The organism is Paenibacillus alkaliterrae (assembly GCF_021532375.1).
GTDB lineage: Bacteria > Bacillota > Bacilli > Paenibacillales > Paenibacillaceae > Pristimantibacillus > Pristimantibacillus alkaliterrae.
Genome location: NZ_JAKGAP010000090.1, coordinates 1 through 21,649, shown reverse-complemented (window position 1 = coordinate 21,649; position 21,649 = coordinate 1). Strand labels below are relative to the sequence as shown.

Here is a 21,649-nt window from a genome sequence, read left to right as displayed (position 1 = left end):
AGCTAATAAGGTTTCAGCAAACCTGACTTTCGTATCCAGTTTTCAAGGCGCAAAACCTTGAGTACATGGTTGTGTCTTTTCTGAAGCGATTCGGGAAACATAATCATCGAAAAACACTGTTTGGTGGCGATGGCGGAGGGGAACCACGCGTTCCCATACCGAACACGACCGTTAAGCCCTCCAGCGCCAATGGTACTTAGACCGCAGGGTCTTGGGAGAGTAGGACGTCGCCAAGCACGAGAGACCTATCGCATGTTATGCGGTAGGTTTTTTGTTTTCTGCATAACAATAAAGACCTTAGAAAGCTCTGTGAGAGGATCTAAGGCCTTTCATTTAACGACGATAATAGGAGGCTTCCCGTGCCTGAAGTCTTAATATGCCATCCTTAGGCTCCTTACGGAAGGTGAAGGACAATAGAAGACGAGGAATTAGGAGCCATAAATGCCAGCTTACGATACTGATCATAAGAGATTCATTAATCCACGGGTAAAGTATTGCAATCGCGCATAAACCAATCCAGAATAGATGGCGATGTACACGGCGGAACAACGTTAGCTTAATATCGTTTGCAGGCTTAAAGCCAATCCATGGCGGATTTATTCTCCATATCCATTTACGGTCTGCAGCTTCATCTACACGAATAAAGGTAAGAAGAATGATTGCAATATGAACCACTTGAACTAGTGCAAAGCCGAATAACCAGGAGAATAGGCCGTCCATTTGATACATAAGCATTTGAAAGGCTAATAATATGGCGGCAATGAGCATGTGACTTTGAATAAGCTCGGGTCTGATTACTTTTCGCTTAACAAGCTGATATTGATAAATGGTTGCATTTTGCTGATCGGATAAAGGTTGACGCATCACTAAACGTCCTTTCTGTTTGAGACATACAGGTCTCTCGATAACTATATCGGCTTTTTTTCATGAAGTATCCATAGCCATGCAAAACATTTTTGCAAATGATGTAACCAGCAGCCCATATAAAGCATACGATATATAAATATTTGAAATGGGCTATGAAACAAGTATAAAAAGATAGACTTTGTGCCATACTAATAGCCATATAGGAACGTAAGAGAAAGCGGGGATTGCTATGAACGATAATCTCGAGCACCATTGCGTAATTTGCGGTGAGCATAAGGCTGAAGGACAAGGGATTCGTATTGTATCCGGCTTTATATGTGAAAGCTGTGAGAAGGAAATGGTTCGTACGGATGTTAGGGATGCGAAATATCCTTTTTTCATTCATCAGATGAAACAAATATTTTTGGAGAAAAATGCTTGAGTGGTTTCTGACGACAGAAGCTGCTCTTTTTTTATGTTTCATTTCAGGTACAATAGAGCATAAAGAACCAATTGGTTTATAAACCGAAAGGAATGTCCTAATAAAATGGAGCCTTTTTTCTCGCCTATTCTAAATGCTCTAATTAAACATGCTCAAAACAGACCAGCCGGCTTTCATGTTCCCGGTCACCGTTATGGACAAGCGCTGCAACAAGATTTTCAATTAAAGGAACCAGCCGCACATCCAGCGGTATGGTTCACTTCTATTATGCAGCTAGATGTGACTGAGCTGTCGTCAACCGATGATTTGCATCACCCTGAAGCTTCGATATTAGAAGCGCAACAACTGGCTGCCAGGACATTCGGTGCGGAGGAGACTTTTTTCCTCGTCGGAGGGAGTACATCGGCTAATATCGCATTGCTGCTCACTTTATGCGAACCTGGCGAAAAAATAATTGTACAACGCAACGTCCATAAGTCGGTCATAAATGGACTCAAACTATCTGGAGCAGTTGCCGTTTTTTTGTCTCCGCAAGTCGGTCAACGCTCCGGTCTCGCTACCATCCCCACTGTTGAACAGGTTGGCGATGCACTGCGTTTATATCCGGATGCCAAGGCTGTATTATTGTCCAGTCCGAACTATTATGGCATGGGAGTCAGATTAAAGCCATATGCCGAGCTTGTTCATAAGAGTGGTATACCGCTGGTCGTTGATGAAGCGCATGGCGCCCATTATGGATTTCATCCCGATCTCCCGCAATCTTCGTTAGCGGATGGAGTTGACGCAGTCGTACAATCGGCACATAAGACATTGCCAACCTTAACAATGGGGGCCATGCTCCATGTGCAGGGCAACAGGATAGACAGGGAAATTTTACGTCAATCATTAGCTATGATTCAGAGCTCCAGCCCGTCTTTTCCTATTCTTGCCTCCATCGATATTTCCCGAGCAATGATCGATTCCTTAGGCAACCGGATGTTTGAGCAAAGCATAGCCGCAGCGGCTTCTTTCCGAGATTGGTTAAGGCAGCAATCCACGGCTATTGAAGAAATCGAATATGATATTATGGCTATGGAAACGGATGAGTCAACAACCCATTATACCGACCCTCTGAGAGTCGTTATTTATGATAGCAGCAGCAGGTTGTCTGGATTTGAGCTGCAGCGCAGGCTAGAGCAATACGGTTGTTTTGCTGAGATGGCCGACCCGCGTTATGTTGTACTTGTTTTCGGTATACAAGCATCTTTGGAAGATAACGAGAAGCTTCAGCATGCGATAGAGGTGATTAATGAGGAATGCCAATCATCAGCTAAGGCTTCGCATAAGGAAGACAATGCTTACGCACAAATGTATATATCGGAGAGAACTGCAACAGTAACTGCAGGTATATCAGACCCTGTTTCGTTTTCGAGAGAGCGGTTTAATAATCAACACGTCGAACGTATAAATTTGACCGAAGCTCAACTGCGAATTTCCGCCGAGATGGTTACCCCATATCCGCCTGGGATTGCTATCTTAAACCCGGGAGAAATCATTACGAGCATGAATATTGAGCAGATTAGGCTCTTATCGGAAGCAGGGGCTAAATTTCAAGGAGCAGCTGATCCAACGATGCAAACTATAGCCGTTTATCACAAAAAAGATGAAAACAACGTATAGATGTAATGAGAAGTAATTGTTCATTGTACAAGACACTGGGCTTTGTTAAGATAGAAGAATGAATCATTAACTTAAATGTTAGGAGAAACTCTAGCTTGAAAAAGGGTATTTTTATTACGATAGAGGGCGGCGAAGGAGCAGGCAAATCAACACTGATTGAGCTCCTTTCGAATACGATGGTTGAAAGGGGAATATCGGTCGTCACGACGAGAGAGCCCGGAGGTATCCCGATTGCTGAACAAATTCGTTCCGTTATATTAGATCGAAGCCATGTCACCATGGATGCAAGGACCGAGGCATTGCTGTATGCGGCTGCTCGAAGACAGCACTTGGTGGAACGGGTTGTTCCTGCTTTAGAGCGGGGGAATATCGTGATTTGCGATCGATTCGTCGACAGCAGTCTGGCTTATCAAGGCCACGCAAGAGGGCTGGGCATGGATGAAGTGCGGGCAATTAACCGTTTCGCCATCCAAGATGTCATGCCTGATTTGACACTTTATATGGATGTATCTCCAGAGGTCGGACTTTCAAGAATTGCGCAAGCTGCGGAGAGAGAAGTGAATCGTCTTGATTTGGAGAAGTACTCCTTCCATGAGCGTGTTCGAGAAGGCTATCTGATGCTTTTGAAGCAATATCCGGATCGAATCTTGCGAATAAATGCAGAACAAAGTCCAGAAATGGTGCTTTATGACGTATTGGCGGCAATTGATCATCGTTTTGCAGGATTTTTTGCAACAGATGTCAAACTTTAAGAGAAGGACTTTTTGCATAACGAATAAGACATCATCAATCAATAACCTATTCTAATAGTAGTCAAGGGGGAATGAAGATGAAATTAGTAATCGCGGTTATTCAAGATAAGGATAGCAACCGGTTATCCAATGCACTCGTGCGTGAAGGATTTAGAGCGACTAAGCTCGCAAGTACAGGCGGATTTCTACGTGCAGGGAATACTACATTCATGATCGGTATAGAGGATGAGCGCGTGCACGAAGTGCTGCAAGTCATTAATTCAAATTGCAAAGTACGAGATCAATTAGTGACACCGGTATCTCCGATGGGAGGATCTACCGATTCATACATCCCGTTCCCTGTCGAAGTGCAGGTTGGAGGGGCAGCCGTATTCGTCGTTCCAGTCGAGCGTTTCGAACATTTTTGAACGGGCGTGACCAAATATGAAAATTGATCAAGGCTTCCGGCCGCTAGGTCGGAACCATGCAAATAGTGATTCGGGGGCAAAGCAGGTTCTGCCGAGAAATTTTGCCGATGTCATGATCCAACAAGACGCGAATCGAACGCATGAACAATTGCAGCAGAAGCTGCAGGATATTCATAAACAAGGCGATCGGCTAGCTAAAATCATGACGGTTCGCGAGCTTAAGCTGTATCGTCAAATGATTAAGCAGTTTTTGGAGGATACGGTCAGACATGGCGTCGTTCTGAAGGAAGTTAAGGGATTTGATCGGAGAGGCCGTATTAAACGCTACAAGCTGCTTGACGAGATTGATGCCACGCTTGTTTCAATGGCGGAGGATTTGCTGGACAGCGAGCAGGGTAGAATAGATTTACTTCATAAGATCGGTGAAATCCGAGGTCTTCTTATTAATTTGTTGTTCTGATGAAGGAAAGGTAAGGAACGGTTATGAGCCTTGAACAAATTTCCGGGCAGTGGAAGGCGCAGCGTATTTTGAGGCACGCTCTGCAAAGTGGAAAAGTATCTCACGCGTATTTATTTAACGGACCTTCGGGAACGGGAAGAATGGCCATGGCGCGACAATTTGCTAAAGCGTTGTTCTGTACGTCAGAAGGTGTAGATGCTTGCGGAATTTGTCTGGAGTGTCGAAAATTCGAGCATGGCAACCAAACTGATTTGACAACTATTGCACCGGAAGGCCAATCGATCAAAATCGACCAAATTCGCGAGCTTCAACGTGACTTTTCGTATCGCAACAGCGGTACCAGGCGAAAAGTATATATGATTGAGAAAGCAGATAAGATGACGATGCAGGCTGCTAACAGCTTGCTTAAATTTTTGGAAGAACCAATATCGCCGGTCGTTGCCATTTTGATAACGGATAATGGACAAGCTGTACTTCCCACGATACGGTCTCGTACACAGTGGGTGCCCTTTCTGCCAATGTCGCCTGAAAGTATGCTGAATGCGCTTATTGCTGAAGGGGCTCCGCCAACGTTAGCACGCACCGTTGTTCAATTAACTTCGGGATTGGACGGTGCTAGACAATTTCTCCAACAGAATCAGTTTGCAGAAATCAGAAACCTAGTGATACAATTAGGCAAGGAGAGTTTGACCCGATTCACCGCGGCGATGATCACTGCCCAGCAACAGCTGTTTAAGACAGATTTAGCGGAACATACACAAATGCTGTTGTCGCTATTGGTTTTATGGTTTAAAGATTTGATTCAGTTCCAGGCCGGAAGGCATGACAATATCGTTTTTATAGAACAGTTGGAATGGATAAGCAAGCATGCCTTTAATCGATCCATCGCAGGATGGGTGTGCTGCATAGAGCATACGCTCGAAGCGAGCAAGCGTATGCGAGCGAATGTTGCGCCACAGCTCGCATTTGAGCAACTATTGGTAAACCTACAGGAGGGCTAATCCTTGTATAATGTCGTCGGTGTTCGCTTCAAGAAAGCGGGCAAGATCTATTACTTTGATCCGGTCGAGCATCCCGTGGATAAGGAGCAACATGTTATTGTTGAAACAGCACGCGGAATCGAATACGGTAAAGTGGTGGTGGGACAGAAGCAAGTCGGTGAATCGGATGTCGTCCTTCCTCTTAAGAAAGTGATTCGTATTGCTAGCGATGTCGATGCAAAAGTAGTCGAAGAAAATCGATCAGCAGCCAAAAATGCGTTTGTCACTTGTCTGGAGAAGATTAAAGGTCATCAGCTCCGCATGAAGCTGGTGGACGTAGAATTTACGTTTGACCGCAATAAAATTATTTTTTATTTTACGGCAGAGGGCAGAGTTGACTTCCGTGAGCTCGTTAAGGATCTGGCAAGCGTATTTCGTACTAGAATTGAGCTTCGTCAAATCGGCGTTCGAGATGAGGCGAAGATGCTTGGCGGAATTGGTCCATGCGGGCGCGTCCTTTGCTGCTCCTCATGGCTGGGTGATTTCGAGCCTGTCTCGATCAAGATGGCCAAGGATCAGAACCTTTCGCTTAATCCTACGAAGATATCCGGATTATGCGGTCGTCTCATGTGCTGCCTGAAGTATGAGCATGACAATTACGAGAGCATTCGTGAAGAGCTTCCTGCAATTGGAAAGCTCGTTGTCACCTCGTACGGGGAAGGTAAAGTTACCGGTATTAACACATCCACAAAAAGTGTGTATGTGCAATTATTCGATACACCAGGTAAACCGAAAGAACTGCCGATGGATGATGTTGTCATCAAGTAATGGCAGAGTGCGATTCTCACGGGTGAGGTAACACTCGCTCATGAAGCTCTGGGGTGGGAACTTGGAGAAGAAAGATATATTCGTAAAGATGGACGAGATGGATAAGCAAGTCGGTGTGTTTCATACTGAGCTTGGATCACTGAAGCAGAAGATAAAAGAACTGCTTGAAGAGAATAAGCGTCTAAGCGAGGAAAATGATCAACTGCGTCAGCTGTTTAAGAGAGAAGCGGAGCTGGAGCGCGAAGTCATTCGAACGCCGGCCAAGAGGAAACAAGCCGTTACGGGTCAGGAATCACCAGTTGCTGCCCTACATGCATTAGCAGACTCGGGTGTAGCCATCGGAGAAGGCCATGACAACTTAACCCGCTTGTATCATGAAGGATTCCACATCTGTAACGTATACTACGGACATTTGCGGACGGAGGGTGACTGTTTATTCTGTTTATCCTTTCTAAATAAATAGTGGAATCCGTATCGACATGCCGTCCTTGCCGCAAAGGGCGGTATTTTTTTAATTCTATAAGAATGTATATACTGTAGAACAAAAAGGAGCGGCTTTAACGTGTCTGAACCCATTACTTTAGCAGAAAACGAACGGCTTGATGATTTAATGACGGAATCAGGCCTGAAAATCATACAAAGCAGAGAAGTGTTCAGCTTCTCTCTTGATGCTGTACTTCTCTCTCGCTTTGCAAGTGTGCCGAAATATGGCCGTATCGTTGATTTGTGCACGGGAAACGGTGTCATTCCCATGCTTCTGTCAGATCGAACGCAAGCGCGGATTGATGCGGTCGAGATTCAACCGAGATTGGCAGATATGGCGAGAAGAAGCGTAGCGCTAAATGGACTCACAGAAAAAATTACAATTATAGAGCAGGACTTACGTTTGTATCCTAAGCTTGCTGGGAATGGTATATATGATGCGGTTACCGTTAATCCCCCATATATGCCGGTGACGGCTGGCGAACAAAACGAAAATGAGCATTATGCCATTGCCAGGCACGAAATTCATTGCACGCTGGAGGATGTAGCGGAAGTGTGCTCACGCCTCGTCCGTCCCGGGGGGAAAGTAGCGATGGTGCACCGTCCTTCACGGTTGCTTGATATCGTGGAAACGATGCGGAAATGGAGACTGGAGCCGAAACGCATTCAATTCGTTCATCCTCATGTGAAAGCGGAGGCTAATATGATTTTAATAGAAGCGATTCGGGATGGAAAACCTGATATTAAACTCCTTCCGCCGATTATGGTTTATGAGAATGGGGTGCAGATCGTTTGAATATACAGAAAAGCTTCTCAGAAGCCGCACAGCGGCTCACCGGCAGCTTATACTTAGTCGCAACGCCCATAGGCAACCTGGAGGACATGACTTTTCGGGCTGTACGCACGCTGAAAGAGGTGCAGCTTATTGCCGCCGAGGATACGAGGCAAACAAGAAAGCTGCTCACGCATTTTGAGATAAGCACCAGAACGGTAAGCTATCATGAGCATAATAAACGAGCAAGCGGTTCGGAGCTGATTCGGCTGCTGCTGGAAGGGCAGTCGATTGCGCTGGTCAGCGATGCGGGACTGCCGGCCATTTCGGATCCTGGCGCTGATCTTGTAAAAGAAGCGGTGGAAAATCAGATTCCTGTTATTCCTGTTCCAGGCGCGAATGCGGCATTGTCTGCGCTAATCATGTCAGGAATACCAACCGAACGTTTTTTATTTGCAGGCTTTCCACCGCGAGATCGTAAATCGTTAATGAAATGGCTGGGTGATGTGAAGGGCCGGAAGGAAACGCTTCTCTTCTATGAATCCCCGCACCGTATCGGTAAAACGCTCGACGCTCTATTGGAATGCTTGGGCAATCGGTCCATTGCTTGCATAAGGGAGCTAACCAAACGGCATGAAGAGGCTGTAAGAGGGCATATATCGGAATGTATTGAATGGTTTGCGGACAATCCGCCGCTCGGCGAGTTTTGCATCGTCGTAGAAGGAATAGACGAAGCCGTATCTCAAAAACAAGCTTTAGAAGGAGCCTGGTGGTCGGAGCTTGATCTTGCTGCTCATGTCGCGCATTATGAGGAGCAATACGATCGTAAGGAGGCTATTAAGAAGGCGGCGCTTGATCGCGGGCTGCCGAAGCGGGACGTCTATAATGAAGTAAACCGTTAGTGCCCGAAAATGCCCGGCTAGTTATAGAACAAAAAAAGACCTTCCTGGCCGGGTTCTAGCGCAGGAAGGTATCAAGGAGTATAAAAAGGTTAGAATTAACAAGTTGATAAGTACAGTATAACCTATTTTTATTATTTTGTCACAGGTGCAGGCATCTCTGATAGACAAATATGGCAAACAATTTTTCCTTTAAAGTAGGATACGTTCTCCGCATTGCCGCAGAAGATACAAGCTGGCTCGTATTTCTTCAGCATGATGCGCTCGCCGTCTACATAAATTTCAAGTGCGTCCTTTTCGCCAATACCGAGTGTACGGCGCAATTCGATCGGAATAACAACGCGTCCCAGCTCATCAACCTTGCGAACAATACCTGTAGATTTCATCATAATCTATCATTGCCCCTCTCAAATTGTGTTTCGTCATCGTTCGACATTGTTCTTGCTTTTATGATTACTATAATACCAACGATTACCAGAATAGTCAACTGGGAATATTGCTTCAAATAGCTGATGTTATAAGCATTTGACTAGTTAATAGGCTCATATTACTCTGTAATAGAATACAACAGCTTCGACATTTTGGAAACTAATATACGACACTATTCGACATTCCCAATGCTCTTTGTGTCGAAAATATGAACAAAGGAGATGAGAAACGATGAAGGAACAGTTGACGGAAGAAAAGGTGTTTAAGGACCCCATACATCATTATATTTATGTTCAGGACCAGACCATTTGGGACTTAATTAATACGAAAGAGTTTCAGCGTCTTAGAAGAATACGCCAGTTAGGCGCCTCTTATTTGACGTTCCATGGTGCGGAGCATAGCCGATTTTCGCATTCGCTTGGCGTATATGAAATTACGCGTAAAATCATTTCGCAATTCGAACGCAACGGCTACCCGGATTGGCCTGCCGAGGAACGGCTGGTCTCACTTTGCGCCGCACTCTTGCATGACGTTGGCCACGGTCCGTTCTCCCATTCTCTAGAGGAAGTATTCGATACGGATCATGAGGAATGGACATGCAAGATATTGCTTGAAAATACGGAAATCAACCGCGTGCTGCGTGCGGTATCGGATGATTTTCCTAATCAGGTTGCCGCCGTCATTCAAAAGACCTATCCAAAGCCTATCGTCGTAAGTCTCATTTCAAGTCAAATGGATGCAGACCGCATGGACTATTTGCTCAGAGATGCTTATTTTACCGGCGTTAATTACGGTACATTCGATTTGGAGCGCATCTTGCGCGTACTCCGGCCTTATAAAGGACAAATTGTAGTTAAGGAAAGCGGCATGCACGCGGTAGAGCATTATTTAATGTCGCGTTACCAGATGTATTGGCAAATATACTTCCACCCCGTTACAAGAAGCTCGGAAATTATATTACGTCAAATATTTCGTAGAGCCCAAGAGCTTTATGTGGGTGGCTATTCCTTTGAATGGATGCCGAATTCGCTGAAGGGCTTGCTTCATAACACGATGACCGTGCATGATTATTTAAAGCTCGACGAAGCACTCGTTCAGACTGTGTTCACGCAATGGCTCGATGAACGAGATTCCTTGTTAAGAAATTTATGCGACCGGTTCTTGAACCGCCGATTATATAAATACATAACCATCGATAACCCTGACGAAACACTGTTAAATGAGATAAGCGATTGTCTTTCTTCTATTGGAATGAATCCGGATTATCACATGGAGATCGATTTCCCGTTCGACTTGCCTTACGACGTTTATCGACCGGATAAAAAAGAAGGCGAAAATAAAGAAAAAGCGCCGATTTTGTTGTTACATGGCAAGGATGAAATTAGCGAAATATCTGCTAAATCCGACATTATTCGATCCATTACCGGTTTGCATCAAGGGCGGTACCATTTGTACTATCCGGAGGAGCCGCTTCGGGAGTCCGTTCATTTGCTGCCCGACCGGATAAAGAAACTATTCAAATTAGATTAAAGGAGTCTAACATCGATATGACATTACTGTTTGATACCCATACTCACCTGGATTCGCCTAAGTTCGAGGAGGATCGGGAGGGCGTTATCGCGCGTGCGAGAGAAGCGGGCGTGCACATGCTTGTGAATATAGGCTTTAATCGCGAAACGATCCCGACCACGATGGCGCTTGCCGAGCAATACGATTTTATTTATGCGGCGGTTGGCTGGCATCCGGTTGACAGTATAGATATGACGCCGGAGGATCTGGATTGGATAGAACACCTTTGCAACCATAGGAAAGTGGTGGCCATAGGCGAGATTGGACTTGACTATCACTGGGATACATCACCCAAAGAAGTACAGCACCGTGTATTTCGAGAGCAAATCAGGCTAGCCCGCAAGGTTGGCAAGCCGATTGTGATCCACAATCGCGATGCTCATGAGGATATCGTCCGTATATTGCAGGAGGAGAATGCTTCGGAAATTGGCGGGGTCATGCACTGCTTCTCGGGAAGCTGGGAGACGGCCAAGCAATGCCTCGATATGAACTTTTATTTATCGTTTGGAGGACCTGTAACCTTCCAAAACGCACGGGTGCCAAAAGAGGTGCTGAAAAGGGCACCGCTCGACCGGATTTTGATAGAAACGGACGCCCCTTACTTGGCGCCGCATCCTTTCCGGGGGAAAAGAAATGAGTCCGCTTATGTGGTAAAAGTAGCAGAGACGGCAGCTGAATTATTGGGCAAAACAGTCGAAGAAATAGGTGCAATTACGACTGAAAACGGTAGAAAATGTTTTGGCATTATCTAAAAACAGGTGATACAAAGAGAATTACGGACCTTTATCGCGTAAAAAGTGATTTTTATCTCGATAATCGCTTATTTTTTACCTCTTTATTCACCTTTTTCGCTTAAATCGTCTTTTATCGTATCTTTACAATTCACCTCGTATGAGGGTATGATTCATTTCAGAGCATAACATTTTGTATTGGATTTCCAGTTTGCGCTTAATCTCCAAGTTGGAGAGCGGGGGAACCAGATGCGGGAAAATAAGTACCGTATTTTGAATTCTTCAGGGGTGAATTTCGGAGCCTTTGCCATGAGCATTGTACTTCGTCTAGGGCGTCTCTCTTGCCCGAACCCGTCAGCTAACCTCGTAAGCGTTCATAGAGAGTGATCAACCTCGTGCATCCATTTTTCTGTATCCCAGAGTAGTAACGATCCGGGAAGCCACGAAACAGATCCTCTGTCGACGGCTTCTTTTTATTTTCGAATATTCGGAAATAGGTCGACATAGGGTTAGAAAATGGGGGTGGGAGGCTAGATAGAAGTTCTGGATTGTGTGTTTGCACACCAATATACTATAGTCGCGTCAGTTGTATCATGCGTAACACTTGGCGGCGGGGCTATGAAGGAGGACCGATGAAGTGGGACTACTCCAGGTTAAGGACACCCATGGGAAACGATCATCCAGCATGTCTTTCGCATTGCGATGGAAGCGTGAAAACTTGCGTTTGATTCTTTTGAGCGCTATTATCTCAATCGCTATGACTTTCATGTTTTTGGTGTTGTTGTACGGAACGGCTGTCAAGAGCGTCTCCGTAGTAGTGAACGGACAAGAAACCATTGTGGAAACGAAGCAATGGGTCCTGCAACGCCTACTGGATGAACAAGCTATCGCAATTGGACCACATGATGAGGTGTCCGTACCGCTTAATGCGGCAATTAAGGACGGCGATCGTATTGAGGTAACTCATGCGATTCCGGTAATTGTGAAAGCTGATGGCAAGACATCAACGGTGTACACGACAGAGAGAACAGTGCAGGCGGCGATCGAGGAATTAAATATTCCGGTTCGTGGTCAAGATAAAGTAATACCTCCGCTTCAGACGGAAGTAGGTGCGGAGATGACAGTAACTGTTGTGCGTGTCGATACGAGAGTGTCGGAGACGGAGCGTAAGATGCCGTTCTCTATCGTGAAGAAAAATGACCCAACGCTTGAAAAGGGTAAAGAGAAGCTGGTTCAAAACGGTAAAGAAGGTCGTATGGTTGAACAAGTCGAGAAGCAGTACGAGGATGGCGTTCTGATTTCGAAGAAGACGGTCAGCAAGGTTGTGGAGACAGCTGCCGTTGATCAGGTTATAGCCGTCGGAACGAAGAAGGAAGAGCCTAAAGTAACAGTTCTCTCGAGTAAAAGCCCAAGCGTCCAGACGCTAACGAAAAGCGGAGTGACGTTTAAGGCGAAGAAGGTGCTGAAGAACTTTACGCTGACGGCTTATTCCGCAGGTGTGGCTTCGACAGGCAAGGATGAGGATCATCCGCAATACGGCATAACCGCTTCAGGTACGCGCGTGCAAGAAGGCCGTACGATAGCCGTAGATCCGAAAGTGATTCCCATTGGCTGGTGGGTTTATATTGAAGGCATCGGTTTCCGCCGTGCCGAGGATAAGGGCAGCGCTATTAAAGGAAATAAAATCGATGTTTACTTCGACAGCTCCAGGACGGCAACGAAGTTCGGCAGGAAAAAAGGCTTTACCGTCTATGTATTAGGACCGAATAAGCCTACCGCAAGCTAATGAAAGAGGCTATTATTAATTTATTTTTAGAAACAATTAAATATGCCATCATAAGGAGAGGCACTGCCTCTTCTTTTTGTATGTCGGCAAGCTAATTACGCTTGAGGAAGGGAATGATCTTAGTGATCAAGGAGATCATTGTCGTAGAGGGCAAAGATGATACTGTAGCAATCAAACGGGCGGTAGATGCGGATACGATCGAGACGAATGGTTCGGCTATCGGGGATGATGTGCTTCGCCGTATTGCTCTGGCCAATGAACGCCGCGGCGTTATTATATTTACCGATCCCGACCATGCGGGCGAGCGAATTCGCAAAATTGTAGCCCGGCACGCGCCTGGCTGCAAGCATGCTTTTTTGCCCCAGGAGAAAGCCTTGTATAAAGGGGATATCGGAATCGAAAATGCGAGTCCCGATGCAATTCGTCAGGCGCTCTCAGAGCTGCGTACGGAGTCTGCTGACGAGGCGGGCGAAATCAACTGGGACGATTTGATGGATGCGGGCTTAATTGTACATCCGGATGCGTCAAACAGGCGATTGCACATTGGCAAGCTGCTCGGTATCGGTTATGCGAATGGAAAGCAGTTTTATAAGCGTTGCACGAGCTTCCGTATCTCCAAAGCGGAATTTATGGCGGCACGCCGTCAGATGGAAGAGGAACTGGAGGGATAGAAGCATGAGTGAGCATGAACGTGAGGAAACAGGGGTAACAGCAATTACGTCAGCGAAACCGGCATCAGCGGAAGTGGCAACTCCGAAGCGTACCAAAGAGATTATTGCGAAGTATGGGTTCTCTTTCAAAAAAAGTTTGGGACAGAACTTTCTCATCGACCAAAATATACTGAATAAAATTGTAGCAGCGGCAGAGCTCGATGAAACGAAGGGTGCTCTGGAAATCGGCCCAGGCATTGGAGCTCTTACGCAGCGGCTTGCAGCCGAGGCGGGAAAAGTGACAGCCGTTGAAATCGATAATCGGCTTATTCCTATTTTGCGTGACATATTGGCGGACGAGCCGAATACGAAGGTCATTCATGGCGATGTATTAAGACTTGACTTAAAGCAGCTGTTCGCCGAGCAGTTTGCTGACGTTTCGGGCGTAAGCGTCGTTGCCAATTTACCTTATTACGTAACTACCCCGATATTGATGAAGCTGCTCGAGGAGAAGCTTCCGCTTGAGCATATCGTGGTCATGATTCAGAAGGAGGTAGCTGAGCGGATGGCTGCGAAGCCTGGAGGCAAGGAATATGGCAGCCTTAGCGTTGCCGTCCAATATTATTGCGTGCCGCAGGTTGTATGTACAGTCCCACATACCGTTTTTATTCCACAGCCGAATGTCGATTCTGCTGTTATTAAGCTATCCTTGAGAAATAAGCCGGCAGTCGATGTTCCTGATGAGGAGCATTTCTTCCGGGTAGTACAAGCAAGCTTCGCGCAGCGCAGGAAGACGCTGGTTAACAATTTAACAGCGTTTGTCGGCAAAGAGCATCGCGAGGCGTTAACTGAGCTGCTTCTACGAAATGAGATCGATCCTGTACGACGCGGGGAGACGCTGTCGCTCGAGGAGTTCGCCCGAATTAGCAGCAGCATGCTGGAAGCGGGCTGGGGCAGTAAAGTTGAAATATAAGAATTTATAATACTCACCATTCGCCCTGTCTGCCCATAGGATAGACGAAGAGGTGATTAACCCATGAAACAAGGGGACCTGGTCGTCCGCAATTCGTATGGCGGTGACGTGCTGTTCCGAGTTGAAGCTGTACGTACGCATTATGCCGTCCTGAAAGGCACGGACTACCGATTACTTGCGGATGCTCCGATTCCCGATCTGTCGGTTGTACGCGATCCTGAATCGACGAGTGCGGTACAGCAAGTTCGAATTAAAGTAAATGACTCGATCAAGCGCATGCGTTCCGAACGTGAGCGCCAGGTGGTTGAATCCGAAGATCACATTCGGCATGCGCTTCAGCAGAGTCAGCCATTCTTTGAAGTGCCGGGCAAAGTGCTTCATCTTGACGGAGACGGCAATTATTTAAAAAAGAGCATGCAGCTATATAATACGATGCATGTTCCTTCGCATGGCCTTTACGTGCACGAATCCCAAATGGCTGATGTTCTGTACCGTTTGCTGCCGCAAATCAAACCGGATATCGTCGTTATTACCGGCCATGACGGCGTGCTGAAAAATCGCGCTTCCACCGATCTGTATAGCTTGGCCAGCTATAAAAACTCCCAGCATTTCGTCAATGCTGTCCGCATTGCCCGTGAATATGAGAAAAACCGTGACGGTTTAATAATTATCGCAGGTGCATGCCAGTCTCATTTTGAAGCCTTATTGCAGGCAGGATCTAATTTCGCCAGTTCGCCGGGACGTATATTGATTCATGCTCTGGATCCCGTTTACATTGCGATTAAAGCGAGTTATACATCGATCAAGGATACGATTAATTTGTCAGACGTCATACATGGAACGATAAGCGGGATTGAGGGCGTTGGCGGCATTGAGACGATGGGGCGCTTTCGAGTCGGTTTGCCTAAACCCAAAATAACGGCAGATAACCCCGTGTTGAAGGTATGACTAGGAAGGCCGAAAAGGCTGAAGTCTGTCTTTTTCTTCGAAACAAATCCATAGTATGTATATTTTTCACTGTTATATGCCTCGTTTTTTTAAAAATGGGTGAAATCACCGTTGACAAGTAAATAATTCTGCTGATATAATATTTTGCTATGTTTGACAAACCTCCTTCATTTGGTTATAATGGACAAGGAAAGAGGTGGTAGTGGACAATGGCAAAAAATACGCTATTGGATATAAAACGCAGTTTGGAAGCTCACGTTGGTTCCAAAATCCGTCTTCGAGCTAACGGTGGCCGACGAAAGACCATCGAACGAACCGGTACGTTAGAAGAAATCTACCCTTCTGTTTTCATTGTTAAGCTGGATGAAGAGCAGCATGCCTTTAAGCGTGTCTCTTACAGTTATGCGGATATACTGACGGAGTCGGTGGAAGTAACCGTATGCAATGATGAAGGTCAAGTCCGAATTGCCCATTTGCAGCAATAGATTATAGATCGCCCGGTGAGGCAGACTAGCGCAGATAAATTCTGCGCTTTTTTTTATGCATGGATAATTCGGGACAGCATCCATCGCGTATTGCTCAAACGTCATTGAAGCATACTAAGCTTGCACTCAGAAGCTTCAGAAATGTTAAAACGGATCGGAGGTAATACGTATGGGCCGCAGAAGACGGAGCGTTATGTCGGAGCAGTTGAAATATGAGCTGGCGAAGGATCTTGGGTTTTATGATACGGTGCAGCAAGAGGGTTGGGGAAGTATACGCGCCAAGGATGCGGGCAATATGGTTAAGCGGGCTATACAGATTGCCGAGCAGGCAGCAGCCAAAGCGAATCAGCCTTAATAAGTATCCAATGTTTATGAGCTAAGAAGCTAAGCTGCTGGCCGCGAGATGACGGCGGATTTCCAGCGCTTAGCTTTTATTGCGTTCGTTTGATATAATGTTGCTTAAGCTTACGAACGAACGGGTGAACTTATCGGATGAAAATTTATGAAAAAGCTCCTGCCAAAATTAATTTGCTGCTCGATGTGCTGCGCAAGCGCGACGATGGTTACCATGAGGTCGAAATGATTATGACGATGGTTGACCTAGCGGACCGTTTGGAAATGGAAGAGCTGCCTAGAGATACGATTATTATTTCAAGCCAGGTTGGCTACATACCGCTTGATGAGAAAAATTTAGCTTTTCAAGCTGCTAGGCTTATTAAGGAACGTTATGATGTGAAACAAGGCGTTTATATTCATTTAGACAAGAAGATCCCGGTTGCTGCAGGACTCGCAGGCGGCAGCAGCGATGCGGCTGCCGCGCTTCGCGGGCTTAACCGGCTGTGGAAGCTGCAAATTCCGGAGGACGAGCTATGCCGGTTAGGAGCGGAGCTGGGTTCTGACGTGCCGTTCTGCGTCTCTGGCGGCACAGCAATAGCCAGAGGCCGGGGAGAGGTGCTGGAGCATATCGCGAATCCTCCGCAATGCTGGGTCGTATTGGCGAAGCCGCCGATTAACGTTTCGACGGCCGATGTATACGGAAGATTCCGCGCGAATGAGCTGAAGGAGCATCCTTCCGTCTCGAATATGGTGGCTGCGCTCGAGCGAGGCTCTTTTACCGAAATATGCGAGGGGCTCGGCAATGTTTTGGAGAAGGTCACGCTGGATGTGTATCCGGAAGTCATGCAGTTAAAGGAAAGTATGATTCGCCTCGGCGCAGACGGTGTCCTAATGTCGGGAAGCGGACCGACTGTTTTCGGTCTCGTATCGAAGGAGGCTAAGCTTCCCCGGATTTATAATGGGCTGCGCGGCTTCTGCAAGGAAGTTTATGTGGTAAGAATGCTCACATAGGATTGACGTTCTTCTTGATTAAATCCGTATAAAAATGTTATATTGACATTATATTATTCGGATTTAGTGGGGGGAGAAGGGTTTGAAAAAGTTAAAACGGAGCTCGCGGTTGGTAGAAATGACTCAGTATCTGTTAAGTCGACCCCACACGTTAATTTCACTAACAGCGTTTGCTGACCGGTATCAGTCGGCAAAGTCTTCGATTAGTGAAGACTTAGCGATTATTAAAGAAGTGTTTGAAGAAGAAGGCATTGGTGAGCTCCATACGCTTGCAGGAGCGGCAGGCGGAGTGAAGTATACGCCTAAGATGCAAGAAGCCACTGCTCTTACCCTTATGACGAGCATATGCCGCCAGTTAGAGCAGCCTGAAAGGGTGCTTCCCGGCGGTTATTTGTATATAACAGATATGTTAGGGCAACCGGAACTGCTCGCGGATGTAGGCAGAATGTTCGCTACCGCTTTCGCAGAAAGCAAGATTGACGTCATTATGACCGTAGAAACGAAAGGCATTCCGCTTGCGTACGCAACTGCTGCTTGCTTGAACATTCCCGTTGTCATCGTGCGCCGCGACAACAAGGTTACCGAGGGCTCCGCGGTCAGCATCAATTATGTCTCCGGCTCAAATAAGCGGATTCAAACCATGTCGCTGGCACGCAGAGCGCTTAAAGAGCAATCCCGCGTTCTTATTATCGATGATTTTATGAAGGCGGGCGGCACGATTCAAGGCATGATGGATTTGCTGTTCGAATTTAAAGCAACCGTTGCCGGCGTGGGCGTGTTCGTGGAGTCCGGCGAGGTAGAGCTCGAGGAAAGATTGCTGGAGGATTACGTATCGCTCGCTAAGTTGACCGCAGTAGACATGAAGACGAAGCAAATGACTGTTGTTCCAGGCAATTATTTTAAAGTTTAAGTTTAAGTGAATTTATGATTGTATATCGCATGTTTAATATGAAAGGCTGGGACTATAATGACGACGAAGCAACAACCGCAAGTGATTACGACGGACAATGCGCCTGCGGCGATCGGACCTTATTCGCAAGCGATTCAACTGGGAGGGTTATTGTTTACTTCCGGCCAAATCCCGCTTGATGCAGACGGACAGCTGGTAGAGGGCGGCATTGAAGAGCAAACACATCAGGTGTTTCGGAATTTGGAGGCTGTGCTGGCGGCTGCAGGCGCAGGGTTCCCGGATGTTGTGAAGGCAACTGTATTTATGAAAGATATGAACCAGTTTGCAACGGTGAACGGTATTTATTCTTCTTACTTCGGTGAGCATAAGCCGGCCCGTTCGGCCGTTGAGGTCGCGCGGCTGCCAAAGGATGTTCTTGTCGAAATAGAAGTCATTGCATCGACAATTGTCGAATGAAAACGAAAAAGATTCAAACTTAAAAAAATTTTTAAAATAGAGCATGATTTTACCAAAAATGTAGAAGGAATTGGCACAAAAACGTGGAAGTATACACCAAGTCTCTGATTGACAAAGGTGGTGAACACAAGTGCAAATTACTGATGTCAGACTCCGCCGTGTAAATTCGGAAGGGCGTATGAAGGCTATCGCATCCATTACTATTGACAATGAATTCGTGGTTCACGATATTCGTGTAATCGACGGTAACAATGGTATGTTCGTTGCAATGCCAAGCAAACGTACTCCGGATGGAGAATTTCGGGATATCGCTCATCCGATCTCTTCAACCACCCGGGAGAAAATCCAGGCTGCTGTTCTCGCGGAATATGAGCGTGCAGCAGAAGAAGTTGCGATTGAAGAAGGAGCTTAACCAGAGCATTTCATGTTTTAGGGGAATGATTGGAGAAGAGAGCCGAGGCTCTCTTTTCTTTTTTTGTATATTAGGCTATATTCAAATCATATTTCATAGTGGGGCTAGGAGGTTTTTTATTTGAAGATGATGGCGATTGTGCTTGCTGCGGGACAAGGTAAGCGAATGAAATCGAAATTATATAAGGTACTTCATCCGGTATGCGGGAAGCCGATGGTCGGTCATGTGCTTGATGTTGTAAAGGAAGCGGCAGTCGAGCGGGCCGTTGTAATCGTCGGCCATGGGGCTGAAATGGTGAAATCGTATCTGGGTGACGGCGCGGAATACGTGCTGCAGGAGCAGCAGCTTGGCACGGGTCATGCGGTTCGGCAGGCAGAGGCTTTGCTTGGCGAAGAAGACGGGACGACAATCGTTATTTGCGGAGATACTCCGCTTGTGCAGGCTTCCACGATTCAGGCGATGCTGGAGCTGCATGCTTCAAGAGGGGCTGCTGCAACGGTGCTTACGGCATCATTCGATAACCCGACAGGTTATGGACGCGTTATTCGCGGAGAAGACGGCACCGTACAACGGATCGTAGAACAGAAGGATTGCTCACCTGAAGAAGCGGCTGTGAAAGAAATTAATACGGGCACGTATTGCTTTGACAACAAGAAGCTATTTGCTGCGTTGGCTAAAGTGACGAGCAATAACGCTCAAGGCGAATATTATTTGACCGATGTTATCGGTATTTTCCGTGAAGACGGCGAGTCGGTTCAAGGCTACTGCACGGATGACGCGGCTGAAGCGACAGGCGTTAACGACCGTGTTGCCTTGTCGGAAGCAGAGCGTTTCATGCGCGAGCGTATTAATCGCAAGCATCTGTTGAACGGCGTTACTTTTATTGATGCGGCCTCCGCTTATATCGAAGCAAGCGTACAAATCGGCCGTGATACCGTTATTTATCCGGGAACAGTGCTGCGCGGCACTACAGTCATCGGTGAGGATTGCATCATTGGCCCGCAAGCGGACATAGCGGACAGCGAAATCGGCAATGGAGTGTCCATCAAATATTCAACTGTCGCTGAATCCGTCGTTGGGGATACAAGCACGATCGGACCTTATGCAAACCTTCGTCCAGGTTCCAAGCTTGGTATCGGCTGCAAAATCGGTGACTTCGTCGAGCTGAAGAATGCATCGCTGGACGATGGAAGCAAGGTATCGCATCTTAGCTACGTTGGCGATGCGAAGGTCGGCAAGGATGTAAATATCGGCTGCGGCGCAATTACCGTCAATTATGACGGCTATAATAAATTCGTGACGGAAATCGGCGATAATGCGTTCGTCGGCAGCAACGTCAATTTGATTGCCCCTGTTAAGATCGGAGACGGCGCTTATGTGGTGGCAGGCTCTACCGTCACGCATGATGTGCCGGCTGGCGACTTGGCTATCGCCCGCGAGCGCCAGGTGAACAAGCCGGGATACGCGGATAAAATTCGCGGACGAGCCAAAGCGAAGAAAGAAATGAAGCAGCAATAGGACGATGTAAGTTTAATTGTGGTCCGGTGTGGGTAAGTTATAGGGAAATCACTTACGAAGCGAGTTTTGCTTCGCAATATCATAGGAGGTTTCCATTATGGCGATAGCAATGAAAGCGGACCAACGATTAAGCTCGACGAAAGGTGAACTGCGTCAATTGCGGCTCCAAGGGAAAATTCCGGGCGTTATTTACGGCAAGCAAATCAGCGAGGCTGCGCATGTAACGGTGGATGGCAAGGAGCTTCAGTCCTTGCTGCGTTCACATCCGAATGCGATTATTGAAATTAACCTTCCATCACAGGGGAAGCAGTCCGTTATGGTATCCGATGTACAGCGAGACTCGCTCAGCCGTCAGGTGCTGCACGTAGACTTCCATCAAATCAATATGAATGAGAATGTGAGGGCGAATGTTCGCATTCAAGCGGAAGGCGACTCCGAGGGCGTAAGAGAAGGCGGAATTCTTCAGGTCGTTCTACATGAGCTGGAGGTGCAATGCTTGCCGGGCAGCATACCGGAAGCGATCATGGTAGACATTTCTTCGTTGTCAGTAGGGGAGAGCGTGCTTGTCAGCAATTTGTCGCTCCCTCAGGGCGTCGAAACGTTCGCTGATCCGGATTTGGTCGTTCTTACGATTCTCGCGCCGCAGAAGGAGCTTACCGAGGAAGAGGCGGAGGATGCTGCAGTCGAGGCGGTTGAAGCGGAATCCCGTTCTAAGGAAGAGCAGCTTGAGGGCGTAAAGAGTCTGTAAAACAGCATTGTCACCGGGCAATGAGAGTCGGTAACGGCGCCGTCCTTATAAAGGGCGGCGCCGTTTTGTGTGCGCCACGCATGGCGATTAACTAGGTGGTGAAAGTCCACTGTGGGGGCTTGTAGTTGCCAACCACTAGCCAAGAGCAAGGGTGTCCAT

At 46.9% G+C, this 21,649-nt stretch carries 26 protein-coding genes, 1 rRNA gene and 1 riboswitch; of the genes, 25 read left to right on the top strand and 2 right to left on the bottom strand.

The genetic code is table 11. The features are described from left to right. Positions 1 to 119: 119 nt before the first annotated feature. Positions 120 to 236, top strand: a 5S ribosomal RNA gene (gene rrf, locus L1N85_RS24540). A gap of 97 nt (positions 237 to 333) precedes the next feature. On the opposite strand, the gene L1N85_RS24535 is transcribed toward rrf, so the two are convergent. Beyond that, positions 334 to 864 (bottom strand): transposase, encoded by a 531-nt coding sequence (locus L1N85_RS24535; protein ID WP_235241653.1) that lies wholly within the window; start codon positions 862 to 864, stop codon positions 334 to 336. Between the two features lie 232 nt (positions 865 to 1,096). Here L1N85_RS24535 and L1N85_RS24530 point away from each other — a divergent pair, with 232 nt between their 5' ends. The 10 genes from L1N85_RS24530 to rsmI all read left to right on the top strand — a co-directional run bounded on the left by L1N85_RS24530 (position 1,097) and on the right by rsmI (position 8,531). Then, positions 1,097 to 1,288 (top strand): sigma factor G inhibitor Gin, encoded by a 192-nt coding sequence (locus L1N85_RS24530; protein WP_235241652.1) that lies wholly within the window; start codon positions 1,097 to 1,099, stop codon positions 1,286 to 1,288. Between the two features lie 105 nt (positions 1,289 to 1,393). Beyond that, positions 1,394 to 2,947 carry an aminotransferase class I/II-fold pyridoxal phosphate-dependent enzyme gene (locus L1N85_RS24525; RefSeq protein WP_235241651.1) on the top strand — a complete coding sequence of 518 codons (1,554 nt, stop codon included), beginning with the start codon at positions 1,394 to 1,396 and terminating at the stop codon, positions 2,945 to 2,947. Positions 2,948 to 3,042: 95 nt separating this feature from the next. Then, complete coding sequence (gene tmk, locus L1N85_RS24520; RefSeq protein ID WP_235241650.1) at positions 3,043 to 3,699, top strand: dTMP kinase; 657 nt, start codon at positions 3,043 to 3,045, stop codon at positions 3,697 to 3,699. Between the two features lie 77 nt (positions 3,700 to 3,776). Then, positions 3,777 to 4,106, top strand: coding sequence for a cyclic-di-AMP receptor (locus tag L1N85_RS24515; RefSeq protein ID WP_028609547.1), 330 nt, complete (start codon positions 3,777 to 3,779; stop codon positions 4,104 to 4,106). A gap of 16 nt (positions 4,107 to 4,122) precedes the next feature. Beyond that, the gene (locus tag L1N85_RS24510) at positions 4,123 to 4,566 is read left to right on the top strand and encodes a YaaR family protein (protein ID WP_235241649.1); all 444 of its coding nucleotides are present in this window, start codon (positions 4,123 to 4,125) and stop codon (positions 4,564 to 4,566) included. Between the two features lie 23 nt (positions 4,567 to 4,589). Continuing rightward, positions 4,590 to 5,567, top strand: coding sequence for a DNA polymerase III subunit delta' (gene holB / locus L1N85_RS24505; protein ID WP_235241648.1), 978 nt, complete (start codon positions 4,590 to 4,592; stop codon positions 5,565 to 5,567). Between the two features lie 3 nt (positions 5,568 to 5,570). Next, on the top strand, positions 5,571 to 6,374 hold the full coding sequence (locus L1N85_RS24500; protein WP_235241647.1) for a PSP1 domain-containing protein: 804 nt from the start codon (positions 5,571 to 5,573) through the stop codon (positions 6,372 to 6,374). 61 nt (positions 6,375 to 6,435) lie between these two features. Continuing rightward, complete coding sequence (locus L1N85_RS24495; RefSeq protein WP_235241646.1) at positions 6,436 to 6,837, top strand: initiation-control protein YabA; 402 nt, start codon at positions 6,436 to 6,438, stop codon at positions 6,835 to 6,837. A 147-nt stretch (positions 6,838 to 6,984) separates the two neighbouring features. Beyond that, a complete protein-coding gene (locus L1N85_RS24490; RefSeq protein WP_235241655.1) occupies positions 6,985 to 7,653 on the top strand; it encodes a tRNA1(Val) (adenine(37)-N6)-methyltransferase in 669 nt (222 codons plus the stop codon). Beyond that, positions 7,650 to 8,531, top strand: a complete 882-nt coding sequence (gene rsmI / locus L1N85_RS24485) for a 16S rRNA (cytidine(1402)-2'-O)-methyltransferase (RefSeq protein ID WP_235241645.1) — start codon at positions 7,650 to 7,652, stop codon at positions 8,529 to 8,531. Before L1N85_RS24490 ends, rsmI begins: the two co-directional genes overlap by 4 nt. Positions 8,532 to 8,662: 131 nt before the next feature. On the opposite strand, the gene L1N85_RS24480 is transcribed toward rsmI, so the two are convergent. Beyond that, positions 8,663 to 8,917: an AbrB/MazE/SpoVT family DNA-binding domain-containing protein gene (locus tag L1N85_RS24480; protein ID WP_235241644.1), complete on the bottom strand. Its 255-nt coding sequence runs from the start codon at positions 8,915 to 8,917 to the stop codon at positions 8,663 to 8,665. Between the two features lie 271 nt (positions 8,918 to 9,188). Here L1N85_RS24480 and L1N85_RS24475 point away from each other — a divergent pair, with 271 nt between their 5' ends. The 14 genes from L1N85_RS24475 to L1N85_RS24410 all read left to right on the top strand — a co-directional run bounded on the left by L1N85_RS24475 (position 9,189) and on the right by L1N85_RS24410 (position 21,490). Continuing rightward, positions 9,189 to 10,487, top strand: a complete 1,299-nt coding sequence (locus L1N85_RS24475; protein WP_235241643.1) for an HD domain-containing protein — start codon at positions 9,189 to 9,191, stop codon at positions 10,485 to 10,487. 17 nt (positions 10,488 to 10,504) lie between these two features. Next, positions 10,505 to 11,278: a TatD family hydrolase gene (locus L1N85_RS24470; RefSeq protein ID WP_235241642.1), complete on the top strand. Its 774-nt coding sequence runs from the start codon at positions 10,505 to 10,507 to the stop codon at positions 11,276 to 11,278. A gap of 183 nt (positions 11,279 to 11,461) precedes the next feature. Then, a riboswitch (cyclic di-AMP (ydaO/yuaA leader) is annotated at positions 11,462 to 11,646 on the top strand. Positions 11,647 to 11,894: 248 nt separating this feature from the next. Further along, positions 11,895 to 13,043, top strand: coding sequence for a ubiquitin-like domain-containing protein (locus tag L1N85_RS24465; protein WP_235241641.1), 1,149 nt, complete (start codon positions 11,895 to 11,897; stop codon positions 13,041 to 13,043). A gap of 122 nt (positions 13,044 to 13,165) precedes the next feature. Beyond that, a complete protein-coding gene (gene rnmV / locus L1N85_RS24460; RefSeq protein WP_328285287.1) occupies positions 13,166 to 13,714 on the top strand; it encodes a ribonuclease M5 in 549 nt (182 codons plus the stop codon). Positions 13,715 to 13,718: 4 nt separating this feature from the next. Next, a complete protein-coding gene (rsmA, locus tag L1N85_RS24455; protein WP_235241639.1) occupies positions 13,719 to 14,666 on the top strand; it encodes a 16S rRNA (adenine(1518)-N(6)/adenine(1519)-N(6))-dimethyltransferase RsmA in 948 nt (315 codons plus the stop codon). A gap of 63 nt (positions 14,667 to 14,729) precedes the next feature. Next, positions 14,730 to 15,614: a sporulation peptidase YabG gene (gene yabG, locus L1N85_RS24450; RefSeq protein WP_235241638.1), complete on the top strand. Its 885-nt coding sequence runs from the start codon at positions 14,730 to 14,732 to the stop codon at positions 15,612 to 15,614. 209 nt (positions 15,615 to 15,823) lie between these two features. Then, positions 15,824 to 16,099: a biofilm formation stimulator Veg gene (veg, locus tag L1N85_RS24445; RefSeq protein WP_235241637.1), complete on the top strand. Its 276-nt coding sequence runs from the start codon at positions 15,824 to 15,826 to the stop codon at positions 16,097 to 16,099. Positions 16,100 to 16,268: 169 nt separating this feature from the next. Next, positions 16,269 to 16,454: a small, acid-soluble spore protein, alpha/beta type gene (locus L1N85_RS24440; RefSeq protein WP_235241636.1), complete on the top strand. Its 186-nt coding sequence runs from the start codon at positions 16,269 to 16,271 to the stop codon at positions 16,452 to 16,454. A gap of 137 nt (positions 16,455 to 16,591) precedes the next feature. After that, the gene (gene ispE, locus L1N85_RS24435; protein ID WP_235241635.1) at positions 16,592 to 17,446 is read left to right on the top strand and encodes a 4-(cytidine 5'-diphospho)-2-C-methyl-D-erythritol kinase; all 855 of its coding nucleotides are present in this window, start codon (positions 16,592 to 16,594) and stop codon (positions 17,444 to 17,446) included. 82 nt (positions 17,447 to 17,528) lie between these two features. After that, positions 17,529 to 18,356, top strand: a complete 828-nt coding sequence (purR, locus tag L1N85_RS24430; protein ID WP_235241634.1) for a pur operon repressor — start codon at positions 17,529 to 17,531, stop codon at positions 18,354 to 18,356. 57 nt (positions 18,357 to 18,413) lie between these two features. Next, positions 18,414 to 18,812 (top strand): RidA family protein, encoded by a 399-nt coding sequence (locus tag L1N85_RS24425; RefSeq protein WP_235241633.1) that lies wholly within the window; start codon positions 18,414 to 18,416, stop codon positions 18,810 to 18,812. 130 nt (positions 18,813 to 18,942) lie between these two features. After that, positions 18,943 to 19,224: a septation regulator SpoVG gene (spoVG, locus tag L1N85_RS24420; RefSeq protein WP_028609566.1), complete on the top strand. Its 282-nt coding sequence runs from the start codon at positions 18,943 to 18,945 to the stop codon at positions 19,222 to 19,224. A gap of 120 nt (positions 19,225 to 19,344) precedes the next feature. Continuing rightward, positions 19,345 to 20,742: a bifunctional UDP-N-acetylglucosamine diphosphorylase/glucosamine-1-phosphate N-acetyltransferase GlmU gene (gene glmU / locus L1N85_RS24415; protein ID WP_328285286.1), complete on the top strand. Its 1,398-nt coding sequence runs from the start codon at positions 19,345 to 19,347 to the stop codon at positions 20,740 to 20,742. Positions 20,743 to 20,839: 97 nt separating this feature from the next. After that, complete coding sequence (locus L1N85_RS24410) at positions 20,840 to 21,490, top strand: 50S ribosomal protein L25 (protein WP_235241632.1); 651 nt, start codon at positions 20,840 to 20,842, stop codon at positions 21,488 to 21,490. The last annotated feature ends 159 nt before the right edge of the window (positions 21,491 to 21,649 follow it).

Bases quoted from the DNA above. Each gene is read 5' to 3' on its own strand.
- L1N85_RS24525 (WP_235241651.1), top strand. From the start codon at position 1,394: ATGGAGCCTTTTTTCTCGCCTATTCTAAATGCTCTAATTAAACATGCT.
- L1N85_RS24510 (WP_235241649.1), top strand. From the start codon at position 4,123: ATGAAAATTGATCAAGGCTTCCGGCCGCTAGGTCGGAACCATGCAAAT.
- L1N85_RS24475 (WP_235241643.1), top strand. From the start codon at position 9,189: ATGAAGGAACAGTTGACGGAAGAAAAGGTGTTTAAGGACCCCATACAT.
- L1N85_RS24410 (WP_235241632.1), top strand. From the start codon at position 20,840: ATGGCGATAGCAATGAAAGCGGACCAACGATTAAGCTCGACGAAAGGT.
- L1N85_RS24470 (WP_235241642.1), top strand. From the start codon at position 10,505: ATGACATTACTGTTTGATACCCATACTCACCTGGATTCGCCTAAGTTC.
- veg (WP_235241637.1), top strand. From the start codon at position 15,824: ATGGCAAAAAATACGCTATTGGATATAAAACGCAGTTTGGAAGCTCAC.
- L1N85_RS24515 (WP_028609547.1), top strand. From the start codon at position 3,777: ATGAAATTAGTAATCGCGGTTATTCAAGATAAGGATAGCAACCGGTTA.
- L1N85_RS24530 (WP_235241652.1), top strand. From the start codon at position 1,097: ATGAACGATAATCTCGAGCACCATTGCGTAATTTGCGGTGAGCATAAG.
- rsmA (WP_235241639.1), top strand. From the start codon at position 13,719: ATGAGTGAGCATGAACGTGAGGAAACAGGGGTAACAGCAATTACGTCA.
- holB (WP_235241648.1), top strand. From the start codon at position 4,590: ATGAGCCTTGAACAAATTTCCGGGCAGTGGAAGGCGCAGCGTATTTTG.
- L1N85_RS24440 (WP_235241636.1), top strand. From the start codon at position 16,269: ATGGGCCGCAGAAGACGGAGCGTTATGTCGGAGCAGTTGAAATATGAG.
- L1N85_RS24480 (WP_235241644.1), bottom strand. From the start codon at position 8,917: ATGATGAAATCTACAGGTATTGTTCGCAAGGTTGATGAGCTGGGACGC.
- L1N85_RS24425 (WP_235241633.1), top strand. From the start codon at position 18,414: ATGACGACGAAGCAACAACCGCAAGTGATTACGACGGACAATGCGCCT.
- L1N85_RS24490 (WP_235241655.1), top strand. From the start codon at position 6,985: ATGACGGAATCAGGCCTGAAAATCATACAAAGCAGAGAAGTGTTCAGC.
- yabG (WP_235241638.1), top strand. From the start codon at position 14,730: ATGAAACAAGGGGACCTGGTCGTCCGCAATTCGTATGGCGGTGACGTG.
- ispE (WP_235241635.1), top strand. From the start codon at position 16,592: ATGAAAATTTATGAAAAAGCTCCTGCCAAAATTAATTTGCTGCTCGAT.
- L1N85_RS24535 (WP_235241653.1), bottom strand. From the start codon at position 864: ATGCGTCAACCTTTATCCGATCAGCAAAATGCAACCATTTATCAATAT.